Here is a 20,048-nt window from a genome sequence, read left to right on the forward strand (position 1 = left end):
CTCGAAAGGCCGCTCATGACGACCGCGCCCGAGCGCACCGCCCTCTCTCCCGACCAGGTGGCCACCCGTCTCATCAGCGGGTCCGTCCGCCGGTCCTACGAACCGGCCGTCGCCATCGACTGGGACGCGCCGCTCGTCGAGGGCAAGTACTTCCTCCCCAAGGAGGTCGTCTCCCTCTACGGCACCGGCTACTGGGAGGAGCTGACCGAGGAGCAGCGGATCGCGCTGTCCCGCGAGGAGCTCGCCAACGTGCTGTCGGTCGGCCTGTGGTTCGAGAACATCCTCAACCGCGGGCTGCTGCTGCAGCTCCTCCGCGAGGACCCGACGTCGCCGTTCGCCCACTACGTGCTGACCGAGATGGGTGACGAGTGCCGGCACATGACGATGTTCGGCAAGGTCATCGACCGGGTCGGCGCCCGGCCCTACCGGATGGGGCGCACCGACCGGTTCCTCGCCGCCGCGCTCCCGCACTTCCTCCGTGGCTCGCTGCTCTGGGTCGGCGCCCTGATCGGTGAGGAGATCTTCGACGCGCAGCAGCGCCGGATCATGGCGGATCCCGACCTGCAGCCCGTCGTCGCCCAGCTGATGCGGATCCACGTCACCGAGGAGGCCCGGCACATCAGGTTCGCCCGGGAGGGCGTCGTGCACCGGATGCAGGACGCGACCTGGCTCGAGCGGTTCCTGGTCCGCAACCTCAACGGTCTCGGCGGTCCGGTGCTCCGGCGGTCGCTGACCCACCGCGGCATCTACCACCGGGCAGGGCTCGACGTCGAGCGTGCTTATCGCGAGGCGCAGGCCAACCCGCACCACCGGGAGATGGCCACGGTCGGGTTCGCGTCGCTCGCCGCGTTCCTCGAGGACAACGGCCTGATGGGCCGGCTCGGCCGCCTCATGTGGCACCGCAGCGGGTTCCTGGCGTGAAGACCGTGCGCCGCCGTCGGCGTCACCCGCGGGGGATGGCCTGGCTCCCTCCCGAGGAGGAGTCCGGCTACGACGGCCCGGCCGTGCTGCACCTCGGCGACCGGGCGTTCGGCGTGATCGTCCACCTCGACGGACACCTCGAGCCGCTCGACGGCCGCTACCACTGGTACGGCCGGATCGAGCGGTCCGCCGACGTCGTGGCCGCGAAGGACGGCGGAGCGACGACGGCACACCTGGTCGTCGCCGACCGTCCGCCGGCCACGCTCCGGCTCGCCGAGTACGACCCGTGGGGCCACGTCCAGGTCAGCGGCACCGGCGCTCCGCCGTACCCCCTCGCCGCGGTGGAGGTCGACGTCCCCGTCTAGACGGAGTCGTCGGCCAGCCAGTCGTCGATGTCGGCCTCGGCCCGCTTGCGGATGTCCTCGGGCGCGCGGCTGGCACGGAAGGACATGCGCGCCAGCTCCGCCAGCTGCTCGTCGGCCAGGCCGTGCGCGGCCCGCATGGTGGCGTACTGGCCGGCCAGCCGGGAGCCGAACAGCAGCGGGTCGTCCGCGCCCAGCGCGACCGTCGCTCCGGCCGCGAGCAGGGCGGGCAACGGCACCGACGTCAGGTCGGAGTAGACCCCGAGGGCGACGTTCGAGACCGGGCACACCTCGAGGGCGACGCCGGCGTCGACGATCCGGGCCAGCAGCTCGGGGTCCTCGGCCGCGCGCACGCCGTGCCCGAGCCGGTCGGCATGGAGGGCGTCCAGGCAGATCCGGATGTGCTCGGGCCCGCGGAGCTCCCCGCCGTGCGGCGCCAGCAGCAGTCCGGCCCGCTCGGCGATCTCGAACGCCGGGCCGAAGTCGGCCGTCGTGCCGCGGCGCTCGTCGTTGGAGAGCCCGAAGCCGACCACGCCGCGGTCGACGTACTGGCCGGCGAGCCGGGCCAGGGTCCGGGCGTCCAGGGGGTGGCGGGTGCGGTTCGCGGCGATGACCACCGCCATCCCGAGGCCGGTGCGCTCGCTCGCGTCGCGCACCGCGTCGATAACCAGGTCGGTGAAGGCCGTGATGCCGCCGAACCGTCCGCCGTAGCCGCTCGGGTCGACCTGGATCTCCAGCCAGCGCCCACCGTCCGCGACGTCGTCCTCGGCGGCCTCGCGCACGAGGCGTCGTACGTCGTCCTCGGTGCGCAGCACCGAACGCGCGACGTCGTACAGGCGCTGGAAGCGGAACCAGCCCTTCTCGTCGGCCGCGGTCAGCTGCGGCGGCCACTCCGACACGAGCGCGTCGGGGAGGTGGATGCCGTCGCGCTCGGCGAGCTCGAGCAGCGTCGCGTGCCGCATGGACCCGGTGAAGTGCAGGTGCAGGTGCGCCTTCGGTAGTGAGTGAGGGTCCCGCATCCGGCGATCGTAGAGGTGGGGCCGGCGGCGGGCGCGGTCGTCGTACTGCTTTTGGTCCGCTTGGACGAGGGTGCGTAGACTCCACTCTTGGTGGCTTTCCCCCAATGGTGAGTCGCGCCCTCGTGACGGTGGTCACGGGTGCGAGGAGGCCGGGATCGCCGTCGGAGGGCACTAGCTCAACTGGCAGAGCATCGGTCTCCAAAACCGAAGGTTGGGGGTTCAAGTCCCTCGTGCCCTGCAGGACCAGACGAGAATCCAGACAGAAGTTGAAGAGGTGAGCAGCGTGTCGGACTCCCACGCGGCCCAGAAGGGCCGCCAGTCCGACGCCGGCAAGTCCGGCGACAAGCGCACCGGGCCGGTGACGTTCTACCGCCAGGTCGTCGCCGAGCTCCGCAAGGTGGTCTACCCCACCCGCGAGCAGCTGATGACCTACTTCTTCGTCGTCATGACCTTCGTCCTGGTGATGATCGCGATCGTCTCGCTGCTGGACCTCGGTCTCGGCAAGCTCGTGTTCGCGGTCTTCACCGGCGGCGACGCCGGGTGACCGGGGCTGTCCGCAGCGCCACCCCAGGTCACACCCCAGCCAACAGCAACTGATGGAGCAGCACGTGTCGGAGCAGTACGGCTCATCCCCGGAGACGGGCGAGGACGTCACCACCCCCGAGGAGCTCGAGGTCACCCCCGAGCCGACCGAGGGTGTCGGGTCGACCCCTGAGGAGGTCGAGGCTGCGACGGACGAGGCCCCGGTCGACGAGGTGCCGGCCGACGAGGCGCCGGTCGAGGACGACGCCGTCGAGGAGCCCCTGGCCGAGGACGCCGTGGCCGATGAGGCTGCGGAGGAGCCGGCCGAGGAGCAGCTCGACCCGCTGGAGGCCTTCCGTCGCGAGCTGATGATGAAGCCGGGCGACTGGTTCGTCGTGCACACCTACTCCGGCATGGAGAACCGGGTGAAGCACAACCTCGAGAACCGCATCCACTCCCTCAACATGGAGGACTACATCCACGAGATCGTGGTCCCCACCGAGGAAGTCGCCGAGATCAAGAACGGTCAGCGCAAGATGGTCCGGCGCACCGTCCTCCCCGGCTACGTCCTGGTCCGGATGGACCTCACCGACGAGTCCTGGGCCGCCGTGCGGCACACCCCGTCGGTGACCGGCTTCGTCGGCCACAGCCACCAGCCGGTGCCGCTGAGCATGGACGAGGTCGAGAAGATGCTCGCGCCGTCCGCCGTCCTTGCCGCTCCGTCCGAGGCCGACGGCTCGGCCGCCGCCGGCACCCCGGGCGCCCCGACCTCGAAGAAGCCGATCGAGGTCGCCGACTTCGGTGTGGGCGACTCCGTGATGGTGGTCGACGGCCCGTTCGCGACGCTCCACGCGACGATCACCGAGATCAACGCCGAGTCGCAGCGCCTCAAGGCGCTGGTCGAGATCTTCGGCCGGGAGACCCCGGTCGAGCTCAGCTTCAGCCAGGTCCAAAAGGTCTGACCCCGTAGAACAGGGGGTCCGAGGTCAGCGGCCGTCCGAGGAACGAGGCCGCGACCGGGCGTATCGAGACCCGGTGAGCTTCGTGATTTCCGCAACCACGGGCATCAGCCTCACAATAGGCAGGTTGCTCGAGCAACAGGTGGCAGAGGCGTACGGCGTACTCCTCGTCATGACCACGAGAAGAAAGAGATACAGGAATGCCTCCCAAGAAGAAGATCGCCGCGCTGGTCAAGGTGCAGCTGCAGGCGGGTGCCGCCACGCCGGCGCCGCCGGTCGGTACCGCCCTCGGTCCGCACGGCGTCAACATCATGGACTTCTGCAAGGCGTACAACGCCCAGACCGAGTCCATGCGCGGCAACGTCATCCCGGTCGAGATCACGATCTACGAGGACCGGTCGTTCGACTTCATCACCAAGACCCCGCCGGCCGCCGAGCTGATCAAGAAGGCAGCCGGGTTGAAGAAGGGCTCGGGCGTCCCGCAGAAGGACAAGGTCGGCAAGCTGACCAAGGACCAGGTGCGCGAGATCGCCCTCACCAAGATGCCCGACCTCAATGCCAACGACATCGAGGCCGCCATGAAGATCGTCGAGGGCACCGCCCGCTCGATGGGCGTCACCACCGACTACTGAGCCCGATTCTTGGGTGTGGGAGAGCCGCGCTGGCTCGCTGACCACATCTCCTGACAAACGAAGGAAAACTCATGCAGCGCAGCAAGACCTACCGCGCGGCAGCGGAGACGTTCAACAAGGACGAGCTCTACGCGCCGCTGGCCGCGATCAAGATCGCCAAGTCCACCAGCAAGAAGAAGTTCGACGAGACCGTCGACGTGGTGATGCGCCTCGGCGTCGACCCGCGCAAGGCGGACCAGATGGTGCGCGGCACCGTCAACCTACCGCACGGCACCGGCAAGACGGCTCGCGTCCTCGTGTTCGCGAACGCCGACAAGGCCGAGGCCGCCCGTGAGGCCGGCGCCGACATCGTCGGTGGCGACGAGCTCATCGACAAGGTGGCCGGCGGCTGGCTCGACTTCGACGCCGTCGTCGCGACCCCGGACATGATGGGCAAGGTCGGCCGTCTCGGTCGCGTCCTCGGCCCCCGCGGCCTGATGCCGAACCCGAAGACCGGCACCGTCACCCCGGACCCGGCCAAGGCCGTCTCCGACATCAAGGGCGGCAAGATCGAGTTCCGCGTCGACCGCCACGCCAACCTGCACTTCATCATCGGCAAGGCGTCGTTCGGGGAGACCCAGCTGGTCGAGAACTACGCCGCCGCCCTCGAGGAGGTGCTGCGGCTCAAGCCGGCCAGCTCCAAGGGCCGCTACCTCAAGAAGGTCACCGTCTCCACGACCATGGGCCCCGGTGTCCAGGTCGACCCCAACCGGGTCAAGAACGTCACGGTGGAGGATGACGCCTCCGCCGGCTGAGCTTGCGAAGCCGCGGACCAAGGCGGCAGATCGAGTAGCGCCACGGCTGAGGAACGAAGCCGTGTAGCGCGTATCGAGATCCGGTGAGACGACAACGAAGCCCGGCCACTCTCGTGGGTGGCCGGGCTTCGTCGTACCTGGTCTCGATACGCCCTCGCCTAGCGGCTCGGGCTACTCGACCACCGGAGCGGTGAGCTTCTCGACTGCGGCGAGCTCCACGCACACCGCGACCCCGGCCATGGCGGCCTCGACCTCGGCCAGCGCGGGGAACGTGGGAGCGAGCCGGATGTTGCGGTCGTCGGGGTCGTTGCCGTAGGGGAAGGCGGAGCCGGCCGGGGTGAGGGCGATGCCGGCCTCCTTGGCGAGCTGGACGACGCGGGCGGCGGTGCCGTCCATCACGTTGAGGTCGACGAAGTAGCCGCCCACGGGTTGGCTCCAGGTCGCGACGCCGAGCCCGTCGAGCCGGGCGCTGAGCGCCTCCTGCACCGCGGCGAACTTGGGCGCGATCAGGTCCCGGTGCTTGCGCATGTGCGCGCGTACGCCGTCGGCGTCGCCGAAGAACTCGACGTGGCGCAGCTGGTTGACCTTGTCGGGGCCGATCGCGGCGTACGAGAGGCGCTTGAGGTACCACGCCTTGTTCTCCGGCGACGCCGCCAGTGCGGCCACGCCGGCGCCGGCGAAGGTGATCTTCGACGTCGACGCGAACATGATCGGCCGGTTGGGGTGGCCGGAGGCCGAGGCGAGACCGAGCGCGTCCGCGCTCTTGGTCTCCACGTCGGTCAGGTGGTGGACGACGTACGCGTTGTCCCACAGGATCCGGAAGTCCGGCGCGGCGGTCGGCATCGCCATCAGGTCGGCCGCGACCTCGGTCGAGCACACCGCCCCGGTCGGGTTGGCGTACGTCGGCACCAGCCACATCCCCTTCACCGAGGGGTCGTCCGCGACCAGGGCGCGCACGGCCGGGACGTCCGGGCCGTCGTCGTGCATCGGCACGGTCACCATGTCGATGCCGAGCTCGGCCAGCATCGTGAAGTGCCGGTCGTAACCCGGGACAGGGCAGACGAAGGTGACCTTCTCCTCCTGCGACCACGGCCGCGGGGAGTCGGGAGCGCCGTGCAGGAGCAGCCAGGTGACGACCTGGTACATCATCGTCAGGCTCGAGTTCCCGCCGGCAACGACCTGCGCGGTGTCGACACCGAGCAGGTCGGCGAAGACCTCGCGGATCTCGGTGAGGCCCTCGAGGCCGCCGTAGTTGCGCACGTCGGCGCCGGAGCGGTCCCGGTGACCGGTCGGCAGGCTCAGCAGGCCCTCGGACAGGTCGAGCTGGTCGGCGCCGGGCTTGCCGCGGGTGAGGTCGAGCTCGAGGCCCTTCGCCTGGAGGTCCTCGTAGTCGGCGCGCAGCGCGGTGAGGCGCTCGGCGAGCTGGTCGGCGGGCATCGAGGTCAGCGGCTGTGCGGTCGACGAGGTCACGAGGACCATCGTGCCAGTGCACCCGCATCCCTCGGCACCCGGTTTGTCCTGGTTTCGAGACGGCTCGCTCGCCCCGTCGCTTCGCGCCGGCTCGAGCCGAGGCCTCCTCAACCTCCTCGCTGATCGGTGACCGTCCTCGTGCCTCGGACCGTCACCAGCGCTCGGAGATTTGGAGGGATACGACGCAGCGCCGTACGCTCTGCTTCGAAACCTTAAGACCGCCGGTCGTCCGGGCTGCCTCAGCCCTGACCGAAGGTTCCGCGGAAGCGGATGGCCTGCGCAGGGGATCAGAGCATGACCAGCAGTTGCGCCTCCGGGTGCAGCCGATGTCCACGCCCTGAGTGCCTGCGCTCAGGGCGTTCGCCTTTCCGGGGCCTCCAGCCGGTGGTCAGATCCGGAAGGAGACCCATGGCGCGGGCAGACAAGCAGGCCGCCGTCGCGGAGATCGCTGAGTCGTTCGGCGACGCCGCCGGTGCTGTGCTGACCGAGTACCGCGGTCTCACCGTGAAGCAGCTGCAGGACCTGCGGCGCTCCCTCGGCGAGAACGCCAACTACGCCGTGGTCAAGAACACGCTGGCCAAGATCGCCGCCAAGGACGCGGGGATCGAGGGCTTCGACGAGCTCCTCACCGGCCCGACCGCCATCGCCTTCATCACCGGCGACGTCGTCGAGGCCGCGAAGGGTCTGCGTGACTTTGCCAAGGCCAACCCCACCCTTGTCATCAAGGGTGGTGTTCTGGACGGCAAGGCCCTCGAGCCGGCCGAGATCGCCAAGCTGGCCGATCTCGAGTCCCGCGAGGTCCTCCTGGGCAAGCTGGCGGGCGCGATGCTCGCCTCGCTGAGCCAGGCCGTCTACCTCCTCAACGCGCCGCTCGCCCAGGCCGCCCGTCTCGCGGGTGCGCTCCAGGCGAAGGCCGCTGAGGACCCCTCGATCCTCGCAGGTGGTGCTGGTACGCCGGTCGCCGCCGAGGAGGCCGCTGCGAAGGAGGCGCCTGCTGAAGAGGCAGCCGAGACCGCCGAGGCCCCCGCTGACGAGGCTCCCGCCGAGGAGGCGGCTCCTTCGGAGTCCGCCGCCCCGGATGACACGGCTGCCTCCGACGAGGGCGACACCGCCGACGCCTGACCGGCCCGGCAACCACCACCTGAAACCCGGTCCGCCCGTGACTTGCGGGGGACCACCAAACGGAAGGAAACGCCATCATGGCGAAGCTCACCACTGACGAGCTGCTCGACGCGTTCAAGGAGATGACCCTCATCGAGCTCTCCGAGTTCGTGAAGCAGTTCGAGGAGACCTTCGGGGTCACCGCTGCTGCTCCGGTCGCCGTTGCTGCCGCCCCCGCCGCCGGCGGTGCCGCTGCCGGTGGCGACGAGGCCGCTGCCGCGCAGGACGAGTTCGACGTCATCCTCGAGGCCGCCGGTGACAAGAAGATCAACGTCATCAAGGAGGTGCGCGCGCTGACCTCGCTCGGCCTCAAGGAGGCCAAGGACCTGGTCGAGGGTGCGCCCAAGCCGGTCCTCGAGAAGGCCACCAAGGACGCTGCGGAGAAGGCGAAGGAGGCCCTCGAGGCCGCCGGCGCCACCGTCACCCTCAAGTGACGCACTGACGTCACACCTGCACGTTCCGTCAAGAGGCGGGTCCCCGACCGGGGGCCCGCCTCTTGCCCGTTCTGGCGTCGCCGGGCCACCAGATGTACCGGCGAGTAGGACAACATGTCCCAGATACGGACGCGGCGTGACGTGCACCACGGGTTACGCGTAACGTGCGGCCCGCGACTGCGTTGTTCCCACGCAGCCGCTTTGGGTCTGCGGCGCTCCCCGGTGGGGCGTCGGACCGGCAACGGTGGGAGGAAGAGGGCAGCATGGGCGTCGATGTGGCAGTGACGAACTTGACCAAGCAGTTCGGGAAGCAGCTCATCTGGAAGGGCGTATCGCTCACGCTCCCTGCCGGCGAGATCTCCGTGATGCTGGGCCCGTCCGGCACCGGCAAGTCCGTGTTCCTGAAGGCCCTGATCGGCCTGATCAAGCCCGACGAGGGCTCGATCCTCATCGAGGGCACCGACATCGCCTCCTGCTCCGAGAAGGAGCTCTACGAGGTGCGCAAGCTGTTCGGGGTGCTGTTCCAGGACGGCGCGATGTTCGGCTCGATGAACCTCTACGACAACGTCGCCTTCCCGTTGCGCGAGCACACCAAGAAGACCGAGTCCGAGATCCGCGACATCGTCATGGAGAAGATGGACCTGGTCGGTCTCCTCGGCGCCGAGTTCAAGCTCCCCGGCGAGATCTCGGGCGGCATGCGCAAGCGGGCCGGCCTCGCCCGCGCGCTCGTCCTCGACCCGGAGATCCTCCTCATCGACGAGCCGGACTCGGGCCTCGACCCGGTCCGCACGTCGTTCATCAACCAGCTCTTCATCGACCTGAACGCCCAGATCGACGCCACCTTCCTGATCGTGACGCACGACGTCCACAGCGTCCGGGTGGTGCCCGACCAGATCGGCCTGCTCTACCACAAGCACCTCGCGATGTACGGCCCCCGCGAGATGCTGCTCTCCTCCGACGAGCCCGTCGTGCGGCAGTTCCTCAACGCACAGACGGTCGGCCCGATCGGCATGTCGGAGGAGAAGGACGCCGACCAGCTCGCAGCGGAGAAGGACATGGACCTGCCGCCGCTGCCACCGATCCCACTCCAGCTCGAGCCGTCGAACGGCATTCCCCGGCGCAGCCAGCGGCCGCCCGGTGAATGGTGTCGGCAGAACGGCATCACCCCGCCTCCTGGGTCGTTCACCAAAGAGGCCGAGCACGCGACCGGCTCCCAGCAGGCGCGCGGCTGACGGTACCTATGTCATCGACGGTTGCGCGGGCTCTCAGGCCTGTCGGCACCGCCGGCAAGCTCTTCGCCTTCGCCCTTGACGTTGCGCGCGGACTGTTCCGGCGTCCTTTCCAGCTGCGCGAGTTCCTGCAGCAGGCGTGGTTCATCGCGTCGGTCACGATCATCCCGACGGCGCTGGTCGCGATCCCGTTCGGGGCGGTCATCGCGCTCCAGGTCGGCGGCCTGATCAAGCAGTTCGGCGCGCAGTCGTTCACCGGCACCGCCTCCGTGCTGGCGGTGATCCAGCAGGCCGGCCCGATCGCGACCGCGCTGCTCATCGCGGGCGCCGGCGGCTCAGCCATCGCGGCCGACCTCGGCGCGCGGAAGATCCGTGAAGAGCTCGACGCGATGATGGTGCTGGGCATCGACCCGATCCAGCGCCTCGTCGCGCCCCGCGTGCTCGCGTGCATGCTCGTCGCGGTCTTCCTCAACGGCATGGTCAGCGTCGTCGGCGTCGCGGGCGGTTACGTCTTCAACGTCGTCCTCCAGGACGGCACACCGGGTGCCTACCTCGCCAGCTTCACCGCCCTGGCCCAGCTGCCGGACGTGTGGGTCGGAATGATCAAGGCGCTCATCTTCGGCCTGATCGCCGCGATCGTCGCCGCCTACAAGGGCATGAACGCCGCCGGCGGCCCGAAGGGCGTCGGCGACGCCGTGAACGAGTCCGTCGTCATCACCTTCCTGCTCCTGTTCGTCGTCAACTTCATCATCAGCACGATCTACCTCCAAGTCGTGCCTCCGAAGACGGGTTGACGAGGCCATGGCGAACGTGAAGGCGATCTACGAGCGGCCGCTCAAGGGGCTCGACACCCTCGGGCACGAGCTCTCGTTCTACATCCGCGTCATCCTGGCGGTGCCGCGCACCATCTCGCACTACCCGCGCGAGATCGTGCGGCTCCTGGCCGAGGTCACCCTCGGCTCCGGCGCGCTGGCTGTCATCGGCGGCACCATCGGCGTCATCCTCGGCATGACGTTCTTCACCGGCGCCCAGGTCGGGCTGTCCGGCTACGCAGCGCTCAACCAGCTCGGCACCGCGGCGTTCGCGGGCTTCGTGTCCGCCTACTTCAACACTCGTGAGATCGCGCCGCTCGTCGCCGGCATCGCGCTGGCGGCCACGGTCGGGTGCGGCTTCACCGCCCAGCTCGGTGCGATGCGGATCTCCGAGGAGGTCGACGCCCTCGAGGTGATGGCGATCCCCTCGATGCGCTTCCTCGTCGCGACCCGCGTCGTGGCCGGCCTGATCGCGATCGTGCCGCTGTACGTCGTGGGCCTGCTGTCGTCGTACGTCGCCAGCCGGCTGGTCGTGACCGCCTACTACGGCCAGTCGTCCGGCACCTACGACCATTACTTCAACCAATTCCTTCCACCCGGCGACGTCCTGTGGTCGTTCGGCAAGGTGCTGGTGTTCTCGGTCGTCGTGATCCTGATCCACTGCTACCACGGCTACACCGCGTCCGGCGGCCCCGCCGGGGTGGGAGTCGCGGTGGGCCGGGCGGTGCGGACCAGCATCGTCGCGATCAATGTCATCGACCTGTTCCTGTCGATGGCCATCTGGGGCACCACAACGACCGTCAGGTTGGCGGGGTGATGCGCGGATGATGGACAAGGCCCTCGCGGCGTACAAGACCCTCGGCGTGATCTTCATCTGCCTGCTGATCGTCGGTGTCTGGCTGACGTACGCCATCTTCACCAAGAAGTTCGCCGACTACGAGGAGATCAAGCTGGAGACGACGTCGGTCGGTCTCCAGCTCCCCAGCCGCGCCGACGTGAAGATCCGCGGCGTGATCGTCGGCGAGGTCCTCGAAGCCGACACCGGCGAGCAGGGCGCCGAGCTGAAGCTCGGCATCTACCCGGACGAGCTGGACAGCATCCCCGCCAACGTCACCGGCGCGATCGTCCCCAAGACCCTCTTCGGCGAGAAGTACGTCTCTCTCGTCATCCCCGAGAGCGGACCGCAGGGCCAGATGAAGGCCGGCACCACGATCACCAAGACCGACATGGGCACCGAGGTCGAGGAGGTCCTCAACGACCTCTACCCGCTGTTGGAGGCGGTGCGGCCCGCCGACCTCAACGCGACCCTGTCCGCACTCGCGACCGCGCTCGAGGGCCGGGGTTCCCAGCTCGGCGAGAACCTCGAGACCGTCGACTCCTACCTGAAGCGGATCAATCCCGAGATCCCCGCGCTGCTCGAGGACCTGAGGCTGACGGCCCAGGTCTCCGACCTGTACGCCGACATCCTTCCCGAGGTCGCGCAGATCCTCGACGACACGATCGTCACCACGGGCACGCTGGAGGAGAAGGAGGCGACGCTCAACAGCGCGCTGCGCGACATCCGCTCCTTCGCCGACACGGCGCGGGGCTTCCTCGCCCGCAACGGTGGTCTGATCAAGGAAGCCAACGACCTCACCGCGACCCAGCTCGACCTGCTCGCCCGGTACGCGCCGGAGTTCCCCTGCTTCTTCAAGGGCCTGACCAACATCGCTCCCCGGATCGCCTCGATGTTCCGGGGCTTCGAGCTGCACATCGTGCTCGAGGCGCTGCCCCAGCAGCCGCGGCACTACACCGTCGCCGACCGGCCGAAGTTCGGCGACTTCACCGGCCCCCGGTGCTACAGCCTGCCGAACCCGCCGTGGAGCCAGGAGAACCCCTTCACCAACGTGCCCAACTTCGACGACGGCGTCGACGAGCCGACCGGCAAGGGCACGATGCGCGTCGCGCCGGGCTTCGACAACCCGGTGGGCTACCGCGGGACGCCCGAGGACGTGGCCATGCTGAGGCAGCTGCTCAGGGGGACGTACGGCGAGGGCGCGGACTCCGGGCTCGGCGTGCTGCTGGCGGGGCCGATCGTCGCCGAGGCGGGTGATCGCTGATGGCGCTCACGCTCGACAAGAAGACGACCGGCGACCTCGTCCGGCTGCTGATCTTCATGATCACCACCGGCCTGGCGACCGGCCTGCTGGTGATCACGATCGGCAACATCTCCTTCGGCGCCACGACGACCTACAAGGCCGAGTTCGTCGACGCGACCGGCGTCGTCAACGGCGACGACGTCCGGGTGGCGGGCGTCAAGGTCGGCACCGTCAAGGACATCGAGATCATCAAGAACAACCGTGCGCTGGTGACCTTCACGGTCGACGCGGAGACCCGCCTCGACGACGCGACCCACGCGACCATCCGCTTCCGCAACCTGATCGGGCAGCGCTACATCGCGCTCACCCAGGAGGGCCAGCCCGGTGACGAGCTGGAGGAGGAGGACACGATCCCGGTCGCGCGCACCCAGCCTGCGCTCGACCTGACCGTGCTGTTCAACGGGTTCAAGCCGTTGTTCGAGGCGCTCTCGCCCGACGACATCAACAAGCTGTCCTACGAGATCGTGCAGGTGTTCCAGGGCGAGGGCGGCACCCTCGAAAGCCTCCTCTCGAGCACGGCCTCTCTGACCCAGACCCTCGCCGACCGCGACCAGGTCATCGGCGAGCTCCTGGACAACCTGACCCACGTCCTCGACCACGTCGCCGACCGTGACGAGCAGCTCGGGCAGCTGATCGTGAGCTTCCAGGACCTCGTGAGCGGGCTCAAGGAGGACCGTCAGGCGATCCTCTCCTCGCTCGACGGGATCTCCTCCCTCGCGGTCGAGACCGCCGGCCTCATCGACGACATCCGCGAGCCGTTCGTCCGTGACATCAAGGTGGCGCGCGAGCTGCTGGCGCGACTCGACCGCCAGAAGGGGGAGATCGACCGCGTGCTCCAGGTGATGCCGATCAAGATCAACAAGTACGGCCGCACCGGCACCTACGGGTCGTGGTTCAACTTCTACCTGTGCCACTTCAAGGGGGAGATCCAGATCGGCGGCGACGTCGTGGTCCCGATCCCCTACTCCACCAACGCGGGCAGGTGCTCGCTGCCATGAGCATGAAGCCGTTCCGGGAGCGCAACCCGGTCGTCATCGGAGCCGCGAGCTTCGCCGTGCTGGCGCTGCTCTTCGTGGTCGCGTTCCGTGCCCAGGACCTCCCGCTCATCGGCGGGGGCGACACCTACTACGCGGAGTTCGAGGAGTCCGGCGGCCTCAAGGTGAACGACGAGGTGCGGGTGGCCGGTGTGCGGGTCGGCAAGGTGAACTCGATCGAGCTCGAGGACGGCAAGGTCAAGGTCGGTTTCCAGATCAAGACCGATGCGGAGTTCGGCGACGAGACCCGCGCCGCGATCAAGGTGAAGACCATCCTCGGCTCGATGTTCCTCTCCGTCGAGCCCGCCGGCGACGGCGACCTCGAGGAGGAAGGCACCATCCCGGTCGAGCGGACCAGCTCGCCGTTCGACGTGGTCGAAGCGTTCGAGGGCCTGGCCGAGACGTCCGCCGACATCGACACCGACCAGCTCGCGGCATCGCTGACGACCCTGGCCGACCTGACCCGCAACACCCCGGAGGAGTTCCGGGCGGCGCTCGAGGGCGTGTCCGCGTTGTCGGAGGTCGTTGCCTCCCGCGACGAGGAGATCAACACCTTGCTCGTCAGCCTCCGGCGGGTGTCCACCGTGCTCGACGCGCGGGACGAGGACATCATCCAGCTCATGGCCGACGCCGACGTCCTGTTCCGGGCCCTGATCCAGCGCCGCGCCGCGATCCACAACATCCTGGTATCGACGGTCACGCTGAGCCAGGAGCTCACCGCGCTGGTGCGCCAGTCCCGCGCCGACCTCAAGCCGGCCCTGCGTCACCTGGAGTCGGTGCTGGCCGTGGTCCACAAGAACGAGGACAACCTGGACCGGTCGCTCGAGCTGATGGCGCCGTTCTACCGGGTCTTCGCCAACGTCTTCGGCAACGGCCCCTGGTGGGACACCTACATCGCGAACTTCCCGCCGGTGCCGAACGTGGTGGGTGGTCGCCCGTGAACCCCACGCTTCTGCAGCGGGTCGTGCCCCTCGTGGTGATCGGTCTGCTCATCGTCGCCGGAGCAGTGTGGTTCTTCGGCACCGGCACCGAGACGAAGACCGTGACGGCGTACTTCCCCCGCACCGTCTCCCTCTACGAGGGCAGCGACGTCCGCGTGCTCGGGGTCCCCGTGGGCAAGGTCGAGGAGGTCAACCCGGAGGGCACCCAGGTCGAGGTCGTCATGCACTACGACGAGGAGGTCGAGATCCCCGCCGACGCGCAGGCCGTCATCGTGTCGCCGTCGGTCGTGGGCGACCGATACGTCCAGCTGACGCCGGCCTACGAAGACGGCGCGGTCCTCGAGGACAACACGGTCCTGGAGGCGGACCGCACCGCGATCCCGCTCGAGCTCGACGAGATCTACGGCAGCCTCGACGAGCTGACCGTCGCGCTCGGTCCCAACGGCGCCAACTCCGAGGGCGCGCTGACCGACCTCCTGGAGCAGACCGCCCGGAACTTCGGTGGCCAGGGCGCCACGTTCAAGCAGACGATCGAGGACTTCGGCGACCTCAGCACCACCCTCGAGAACAACAAGGAAGAGCTGTTCTCCTCGGCCGAGCGGCTCCAGGCCTTCATCGAGACCCTGGCCGACAACGACACCACCGTCCGCCGCTTCAACCAGTCCCTGGGCAACGTGTCCGAGCTGCTCTCGGCCGAGAGCGACGAGCTCACCGCCGCGCTGGCCAACCTCGGCGTGGCGCTCGACGTCGTCGGTGACTTCGTCCAGGAGAACAGGGCATCGCTCGGCCGCAACATCCGCGGCCTCAACCGGGTCGCGAAGGTCCTGGTCAGGCACCGCGAGGACCTCAACATGATCCTGCGCGCCGGCCCGTTGGCCCTCAACAACCTCGGTCTCGGGTACAACCCGCAGGCCGGCACCCTCGACTCCAACGCCAACATCGGCAACCTGTTCGAGCAGGACCCGAAGGAGCTCCTGTGCGCGCTGGTGTCGGCGAACGACCCCAATTCCACCATCTGCGACCTGATCAACAACCTGCCGCTGCCGCGCAGCGCGCCGTTCGGTCCAGGCACCGGTTCGCGGACCGACGACACCTACGACCCGACGCTCAACGGTCTGGTGGAGGCGTCCCGATGAACCGCCGTCTGCGCGCAGGCGCCACCCTCCTCGCCGGAGCGATCCTGCTGACCGGCTGCGACTTCGACGTCTACGCGCTCCCGTTGCCGGGCGGCGCCGACGTCGGCGACGACCCGATCACGGTCGAGGTCGAGTTCGAGGACGTGCTCGACCTGGTGCCGAAGTCGTCGGTCAAGGTGAGCGACGTGACCGTCGGCCAGGTCACCGACATCGACCTCGACGGTTACCACGCCGTGGTGAAGCTGGAGCTCCGCAACGACACGGGCCTGCCGGACAACGCGGTCGCGACGATCCGCCAGACCAGCCTGCTGGGTGAGAAGTTCGTGTCGCTCGCGCCGCCGGACACGGGGGCGTCCGAGGAGCCTCTCGGCGAGGGCGACGAGATCCCGCTCGAGCGCACGGGCCGCAACCCCGAGGTCGAGGAAGTGCTCGGCGCGCTGAGCCTGCTGCTCAACGGCGGCGGCGTCGCCCAGCTGAAGACGATCGCCACCGAGCTGAACCTCGCCCTCGAGGGGCGTGAGGACTCGGCGAAGTCGGTGTTCCGCCAGGTCGAGTCCCTCATGTCGCAGCTCGACGACCACAAGGCCGACATCGTCAACGCGATCGAGTCCCTCAACCGGTTGGCCATCAGCGCCCGCGGCCACCAGGACAGCATCGACGCCGCGCTGGAGGAGCTGCCGAGCGCGCTCGACTCGATCGGGCGTCAGCGGCGCGACCTGGTGCGGATGCTGGAAGGTCTCGACCGGCTCAGCACGGTGGGCGTGCGGGTGATCCGCCAGACGAAGTCGTCGACGGTCGACGTCCTCCAGCAGCTCTTCCCAGTGGTGACGGCCATCAACGACGCCGGTGACGACTTCGTCGAGTCGTTCCACCTCTTCGCGACCTTCCCGTTCTCCGACGACGTCATCGGTCGGGACCCGGCCCTCGCCAAGAGCCTGCACTTCGGCGACTACGTGAACCTCTCGATCGAGCTCGACATCAACCTCGACGACATCACCGGGCTGGCCTGCATCCCGTTCAGCCTGCTGCCGCCCGACACCCCGCTCAAGAAGCTGGTCAACCTGCCGGGGCTGTGCGCCGGCGTCCTGACCGCCCTGCAGGACTGCCTGGGTCCGCCGCCGCAGCTGGCTGCCTGCACCCGGTTGCTCCCCCACCTGGGAGAAGCGGTCTGCGACTCGGTGCCGATCCTGGCGCCGGTCCTCTGCCCGGGTGGGAGGGCGCCGTCCGGCACCGGCGGTACCACCGGCCAGACGGACAACCCGGTCGGCACCGTCGAGGACCTGCTCGACGGGGTCGTCGGCAACCTCGGCCTGCCCCGTTCCGCGCCGCTCACCGGCGACCAGCGTGAGCAGTGGGACGAGCGGTTCGGTCCGTACGACGCCGACCTGGCGCTGTTCCTGGCCGCCCCTGTGCTGGAGCAGGAGGTAGCGCCGTGATCACCCGCCGCACCAAAATCCAGCTGCTCGCGTTCGCGATCATCACGCTGCTGGGTGTGACCTTCGTCGGCGCCCGCTACGCGCAGCTCGACCGGCTGTTCGTCGACCAGACCTACACCGTGGTCGCGCACTACCCGATGTCGGGCGGCATCTTCGCCGGCGGTGAGGTCACCTACCGCGGTGTCCGCATCGGCGAGGTCAGCGAGCTGGAGCTGACCGACGACGGCGTGGACGTCTACCTCGAGATCGACAACGAGTGGGACAAGATCCCCGAGGACACCCGCGCCCTCGTCGGGAACCGGTCGGCGCTCGGCGAGCAGTACGTCGAGCTCCAGCCGAACGTCGAGGTCGACGGGGACGGCCCCTTCCTCGACGACGACTCGGAGATCACCGACGTCGCGATTCCCATCGCCACCGAGAAGCTGCTCGGCGACATCGCCGCGACCGTGTCGAGCGTCGACCAGGACGCGCTGCGGACCACCGTGGAGGAGCTCGGCATCGCCTTCAACGGCACCGGCGAGGACCTCCAGCGGATCATCGACACCGGCAATTCCTTCATCGAGACCGCCAACGAGAACTTCGACGTCACGACGGCCCTGATCCGCGACTCCAACACGGTGCTCCAGACCCAGATCGACTCGCAGAGCTCGCTGCGCCAGTTCGCCAACCAGCTGAGCATCTTCTCCGGCGCGATGGTGGGCGCCGACGACGACCTCCGCAGGGTCATCGACAGCGGGTCGTTCACGGCCAACCAGCTCCGGACCTTCCTGGAGCAGAACGAGGCCGAGGTCTCCGACCTGCTCAAGAACGTCATCCTCACCGGGCGGGTGGCGGTCGCCAACATCGACGGCTTCCGCTCCCTCCTCATCGCCTACCCGATCCTGCTCGAGGGCTCGTTCACCGTTGTCGACAAGAACGAGAACACCCCCAATTACGAGACCCACGTCGGCCTGATCCTGACTACGACGAAGCCCTGCCACGCGGGTTACGAGTCCACCGACACGCGGGGTCCCCAGAAGGTCGACGACCGGCCGTTGAACCAGGACGCCAAGTGCACCGAGCCGCCGACGCAGAGCAACCCGCGGGGCTACCAGAACCTCCCGCGTGTGCGGCCGGACCTCGACGGCGTCCCGGACGGCAACGAGACGATCATCGGGACGTACGACGCTGAGACCGGCACCTTCGAGGCCGGCGACGGGCGCACCTCTCCGACCAAGGCCTTGGCGCCGAGCGGTAACGTGGCGCCGCCGCCGCTCGGAGAGGACTCATGGAAGTGGCTCTACCTCGAACCTCTGCTGGACACCCAGGGGTGATCGAGTCGCCTTCTACCCGGCGCGCGATCCTTGCGGTGCTGGTCCTGCTGGTCGTCGCCTGCCTGGGCATCGTCGTGTTGATCGTCATGACCCGGAGCACTGGTGACGGTCTCGGCGAACGGCTGAGCTCGCTCCAGGACGACGCCGTCCCCGGTGCCAGCGTGAGCGAGAACCGTGAGCAGCTGCTCAGCATCTCCCGCACGTTCGCCACGCGGTTCAACACCTACGACGAGTCGATGCTGGACGCCGAGGGCCACCTGACGGAGTACGCCGAGGTCGAGGACCTGATGACGCCGAAGTTCGGCGGGGTCTTCGCCGACAACGTCGGCTACGCCGAAGAGACGGTCAGCCAGCTCGGGGTGGCCAGCAACGGCACGGTCTACGCCGTCGGCGTGGTCTCGCAGGACGAAGACTCCGCCGCGGTGCTGGTCGCCGGCACCATCGAGCTCTCCTACCCCGTGCCGGACGAGGGCGGCGGTGACGGCGAGGAGTCCGAGGAGGACCCACCGGCCGACGGCGAGCGCCTCTCCACGGGTCCGCAGCGGTTCCGCTACGAGCTCTCGCTGGTGAAGGTCGAGGGCAACTGGCTCGTCGACGACGTCGACGACATCGACGACGGCTTGCCGCCGTTCTCCCAGCCCTCGATCCCCGAGACGGAGCCCGGCGAGACGCCGCCGACCAACCTGCCGCCGACCAACCTGCCGACGACGCCGCCGTCCGACGCCCCGTCGACCGAGTCGACCGAGTCGACCGAGGGGGGCGAACAGTGAGCGTGAGTCTCTACGACCTGCTCGACGTCGACGAGGACGCGACGCCGGAGCAGATCCGCGCGGCGTGGAAGGCGGCGATCGCCGACCTCGACCCGACCGACCGCCGGTTCCGGGCGTTCAACGACGCGGCCGGGGTGCTGCTCGACGCCGACAAGCGGGCGGCGTACGACGCCGAGCTCGCTGCCGGACGCACGGACGCCGAGGTGGAGGAGACCCCTGCCGAAGACGTCGAGGCCGCCGCGCCCGCGCCGAAGATGAAGGCGGAGGCCGAGCCCGAGCCCGAGGCCGACCAGCCCGATGTCGACGAGCCCGACGAGCGCGACGAGCGCGACGAGCGCGCCGAGGACGTCGGTGCGGACGCGGGATCCGGAGGACCGCCGACCTGGACGCTCCTGGTCGCCGCCGGCGCCGCTGCCCTGTCGCTCGCGCTGCTCATCGTCGTGCTCACCTGGCCCGGAAGCGTGGGCGGGACGTCCCCGGCCGACCAGGAGGAGCAGGCGGAGGCCGCGGAGGCCGCGGGCCTCTCCGCCGCCGACTCGGCGGAGGCGGCGGTCGAGCCCGTGCTCTCCTACGACTACCGGACCCTCGACGCCGACTTCGCCGAGGCGGAGACCTACCTCACCGACGAGTTCGCCGACAAGCGCAACGCGCTCTTCGACCAGCAGGCCGAGTCGGGCATGACCCTGCGTGAGCAGGTCGTCAGCGACAAGGTCGTCGTCGCCGCGCGCGTCTCCGCCTCCCCCGGTCTCACCCGGGTGTCCGAGGACGGTGACCGGGCGACGGTGGTCGTCTACGTCGACCAGGACAGCCAGAAGGGGAATGACGCACCACGCTCACTGCGGATGTGGGCGACCATGAGCATGGTCGCGGACGGCGACGAATGGCTCCTCGACGACATCTGCACCGAGGACGATTGCTCGTAAAATCCGTCCGAGCGGGTGTCCGCTCCGCGGGGGACGGCTGCC

General features: G+C 69.0%; 21 protein-coding genes and 1 tRNA gene. 20 read left to right on the plus strand and 2 right to left on the minus strand.

The features are described 5' to 3' along the window. Positions 1–15 precede the first annotated feature (15 nt). Positions 16–921, plus strand: coding sequence for an AurF N-oxygenase family protein (locus SHK19_RS02210; protein ID WP_322457651.1), 906 nt, complete (start codon positions 16–18; stop codon positions 919–921). Then, positions 918–1,286 carry a DUF4873 domain-containing protein gene (locus tag SHK19_RS02215; RefSeq protein ID WP_322937719.1) on the plus strand — a complete coding sequence of 123 codons (369 nt, stop codon included), beginning with the start codon at positions 918–920 and terminating at the stop codon, positions 1,284–1,286. Before SHK19_RS02210 ends, SHK19_RS02215 begins: the two co-directional genes overlap by 4 nt. Here the strand turns inward: SHK19_RS02215 and SHK19_RS02220 are convergent. Next, positions 1,283–2,302 carry an adenosine deaminase gene (locus tag SHK19_RS02220; protein WP_322457653.1) on the minus strand — a complete coding sequence of 340 codons (1,020 nt, stop codon included), beginning with the start codon at positions 2,300–2,302 and terminating at the stop codon, positions 1,283–1,285. The two genes, SHK19_RS02215 and SHK19_RS02220, sit on opposite strands and share 4 nt — an antisense overlap. A 165-nt stretch (positions 2,303–2,467) precedes the next feature. On the opposite strand from SHK19_RS02220, the gene SHK19_RS02225 reads away from it, so the two are divergent. The 5 genes from SHK19_RS02225 to rplA all read left to right on the plus strand — a co-directional run bounded on the left by SHK19_RS02225 (position 2,468) and on the right by rplA (position 5,209). Further along, positions 2,468–2,540 (plus strand) — tRNA-Trp (locus SHK19_RS02225). A gap of 45 nt (positions 2,541–2,585) precedes the next feature. Continuing rightward, the gene (gene secE, locus SHK19_RS02230) at positions 2,586–2,846 is read left to right on the plus strand and encodes a preprotein translocase subunit SecE (protein ID WP_322457654.1); all 261 of its coding nucleotides are present in this window, start codon (positions 2,586–2,588) and stop codon (positions 2,844–2,846) included. Positions 2,847–2,898: 52 nt separating this feature from the next. After that, entirely contained in the window at positions 2,899–3,786 is an 888-nt protein-coding gene (gene nusG / locus SHK19_RS02235; protein WP_405030452.1) for a transcription termination/antitermination protein NusG, read from the plus strand. Between the two features lie 197 nt (positions 3,787–3,983). Further along, the gene (rplK, locus tag SHK19_RS02240) at positions 3,984–4,415 is read left to right on the plus strand and encodes a 50S ribosomal protein L11 (protein ID WP_322457655.1); all 432 of its coding nucleotides are present in this window, start codon (positions 3,984–3,986) and stop codon (positions 4,413–4,415) included. A gap of 71 nt (positions 4,416–4,486) precedes the next feature. Further along, positions 4,487–5,209, plus strand: coding sequence for a 50S ribosomal protein L1 (gene rplA, locus SHK19_RS02245; protein WP_322457656.1), 723 nt, complete (start codon positions 4,487–4,489; stop codon positions 5,207–5,209). Positions 5,210–5,380: 171 nt separating this feature from the next. Here the strand turns inward: rplA and SHK19_RS02250 are convergent, their stop codons facing one another. Then, the gene (locus tag SHK19_RS02250; RefSeq protein ID WP_322938666.1) at positions 5,381–6,646 is read right to left on the minus strand and encodes a PLP-dependent aminotransferase family protein; all 1,266 of its coding nucleotides are present in this window, start codon (positions 6,644–6,646) and stop codon (positions 5,381–5,383) included. A 441-nt stretch (positions 6,647–7,087) separates the two neighbouring features. On the opposite strand from SHK19_RS02250, the gene rplJ reads away from it, so the two are divergent. From rplJ to SHK19_RS02315, 13 genes are all read left to right on the plus strand, one after another. Then, positions 7,088–7,801: a 50S ribosomal protein L10 gene (gene rplJ / locus SHK19_RS02255; RefSeq protein WP_322937720.1), complete on the plus strand. Its 714-nt coding sequence runs from the start codon at positions 7,088–7,090 to the stop codon at positions 7,799–7,801. Positions 7,802–7,878: 77 nt separating this feature from the next. Then, positions 7,879–8,274, plus strand: a complete 396-nt coding sequence (gene rplL, locus SHK19_RS02260) for a 50S ribosomal protein L7/L12 (RefSeq protein WP_322457658.1) — start codon at positions 7,879–7,881, stop codon at positions 8,272–8,274. 263 nt (positions 8,275–8,537) lie between these two features. After that, a complete protein-coding gene (locus tag SHK19_RS02265; protein ID WP_322457659.1) occupies positions 8,538–9,506 on the plus strand; it encodes an ABC transporter ATP-binding protein in 969 nt (322 codons plus the stop codon). A gap of 8 nt (positions 9,507–9,514) precedes the next feature. Beyond that, on the plus strand, positions 9,515–10,297 hold the full coding sequence (locus SHK19_RS02270; protein ID WP_322457660.1) for an MlaE family ABC transporter permease: 783 nt from the start codon (positions 9,515–9,517) through the stop codon (positions 10,295–10,297). 7 nt (positions 10,298–10,304) lie between these two features. Further along, positions 10,305–11,132 (plus strand): MlaE family ABC transporter permease, encoded by an 828-nt coding sequence (locus SHK19_RS02275; RefSeq protein WP_322457661.1) that lies wholly within the window; start codon positions 10,305–10,307, stop codon positions 11,130–11,132. 7 nt (positions 11,133–11,139) lie between these two features. Beyond that, complete coding sequence (locus SHK19_RS02280; RefSeq protein WP_322457662.1) at positions 11,140–12,414, plus strand: MCE family protein; 1,275 nt, start codon at positions 11,140–11,142, stop codon at positions 12,412–12,414. Beyond that, positions 12,414–13,451 (plus strand): MlaD family protein, encoded by a 1,038-nt coding sequence (locus SHK19_RS02285; protein ID WP_322457663.1) that lies wholly within the window; start codon positions 12,414–12,416, stop codon positions 13,449–13,451. Before SHK19_RS02280 ends, SHK19_RS02285 begins: the two co-directional genes overlap by 1 nt. Further along, positions 13,448–14,428, plus strand: coding sequence for an MCE family protein (locus SHK19_RS02290; protein WP_322937721.1), 981 nt, complete (start codon positions 13,448–13,450; stop codon positions 14,426–14,428). Before SHK19_RS02285 ends, SHK19_RS02290 begins: the two co-directional genes overlap by 4 nt. Beyond that, a complete protein-coding gene (locus tag SHK19_RS02295; RefSeq protein WP_322457665.1) occupies positions 14,425–15,564 on the plus strand; it encodes an MCE family protein in 1,140 nt (379 codons plus the stop codon). Before SHK19_RS02290 ends, SHK19_RS02295 begins: the two co-directional genes overlap by 4 nt. Beyond that, entirely contained in the window at positions 15,561–17,000 is a 1,440-nt protein-coding gene (locus SHK19_RS02300) for an MCE family protein (RefSeq protein ID WP_322937722.1), read from the plus strand. The genes SHK19_RS02295 and SHK19_RS02300 overlap by 4 nt, the downstream gene beginning before the upstream one ends. Next, the gene (locus SHK19_RS02305; RefSeq protein ID WP_322457667.1) at positions 16,997–18,313 is read left to right on the plus strand and encodes an MlaD family protein; all 1,317 of its coding nucleotides are present in this window, start codon (positions 16,997–16,999) and stop codon (positions 18,311–18,313) included. Before SHK19_RS02300 ends, SHK19_RS02305 begins: the two co-directional genes overlap by 4 nt. Continuing rightward, positions 18,310–19,083: a hypothetical protein gene (locus SHK19_RS02310; protein WP_322937723.1), complete on the plus strand. Its 774-nt coding sequence runs from the start codon at positions 18,310–18,312 to the stop codon at positions 19,081–19,083. The genes SHK19_RS02305 and SHK19_RS02310 overlap by 4 nt, the downstream gene beginning before the upstream one ends. Further along, positions 19,080–20,006: a hypothetical protein gene (locus SHK19_RS02315; RefSeq protein WP_322457669.1), complete on the plus strand. Its 927-nt coding sequence runs from the start codon at positions 19,080–19,082 to the stop codon at positions 20,004–20,006. The genes SHK19_RS02310 and SHK19_RS02315 overlap by 4 nt, the downstream gene beginning before the upstream one ends. Positions 20,007–20,048: the final 42 nt, after the last annotated feature.

Source organism: Nocardioides bizhenqiangii, from assembly GCF_034661235.1.
Taxonomy (GTDB): Bacteria; Actinomycetota; Actinomycetes; order Propionibacteriales; family Nocardioidaceae; genus Nocardioides; species Nocardioides bizhenqiangii.

Bases quoted from the DNA above. Each gene is read 5' to 3' on its own strand.
- SHK19_RS02280 (WP_322457662.1), top strand. From the start codon at position 11,140: ATGATGGACAAGGCCCTCGCGGCGTACAAGACCCTCGGCGTGATCTTC.
- nusG (WP_405030452.1), top strand. From the start codon at position 2,899: ATGGAGCAGCACGTGTCGGAGCAGTACGGCTCATCCCCGGAGACGGGC.
- SHK19_RS02285 (WP_322457663.1), top strand. From the start codon at position 12,414: ATGGCGCTCACGCTCGACAAGAAGACGACCGGCGACCTCGTCCGGCTG.
- SHK19_RS02210 (WP_322457651.1), top strand. From the start codon at position 16: ATGACGACCGCGCCCGAGCGCACCGCCCTCTCTCCCGACCAGGTGGCC.
- SHK19_RS02265 (WP_322457659.1), top strand. From the start codon at position 8,538: ATGGGCGTCGATGTGGCAGTGACGAACTTGACCAAGCAGTTCGGGAAG.
- SHK19_RS02220 (WP_322457653.1), bottom strand. From the start codon at position 2,302: ATGCGGGACCCTCACTCACTACCGAAGGCGCACCTGCACCTGCACTTC.
- rplL (WP_322457658.1), top strand. From the start codon at position 7,879: ATGGCGAAGCTCACCACTGACGAGCTGCTCGACGCGTTCAAGGAGATG.
- rplA (WP_322457656.1), top strand. From the start codon at position 4,487: ATGCAGCGCAGCAAGACCTACCGCGCGGCAGCGGAGACGTTCAACAAG.
- SHK19_RS02270 (WP_322457660.1), top strand. From the start codon at position 9,515: ATGTCATCGACGGTTGCGCGGGCTCTCAGGCCTGTCGGCACCGCCGGC.
- SHK19_RS02275 (WP_322457661.1), top strand. From the start codon at position 10,305: ATGGCGAACGTGAAGGCGATCTACGAGCGGCCGCTCAAGGGGCTCGAC.
- SHK19_RS02250 (WP_322938666.1), bottom strand. From the start codon at position 6,646: ATGCCCGCCGACCAGCTCGCCGAGCGCCTCACCGCGCTGCGCGCCGAC.
- SHK19_RS02300 (WP_322937722.1), top strand. From the start codon at position 15,561: ATGAACCGCCGTCTGCGCGCAGGCGCCACCCTCCTCGCCGGAGCGATC.
- rplJ (WP_322937720.1), top strand. From the start codon at position 7,088: ATGGCGCGGGCAGACAAGCAGGCCGCCGTCGCGGAGATCGCTGAGTCG.
- rplK (WP_322457655.1), top strand. From the start codon at position 3,984: ATGCCTCCCAAGAAGAAGATCGCCGCGCTGGTCAAGGTGCAGCTGCAG.
- SHK19_RS02290 (WP_322937721.1), top strand. From the start codon at position 13,448: ATGAGCATGAAGCCGTTCCGGGAGCGCAACCCGGTCGTCATCGGAGCC.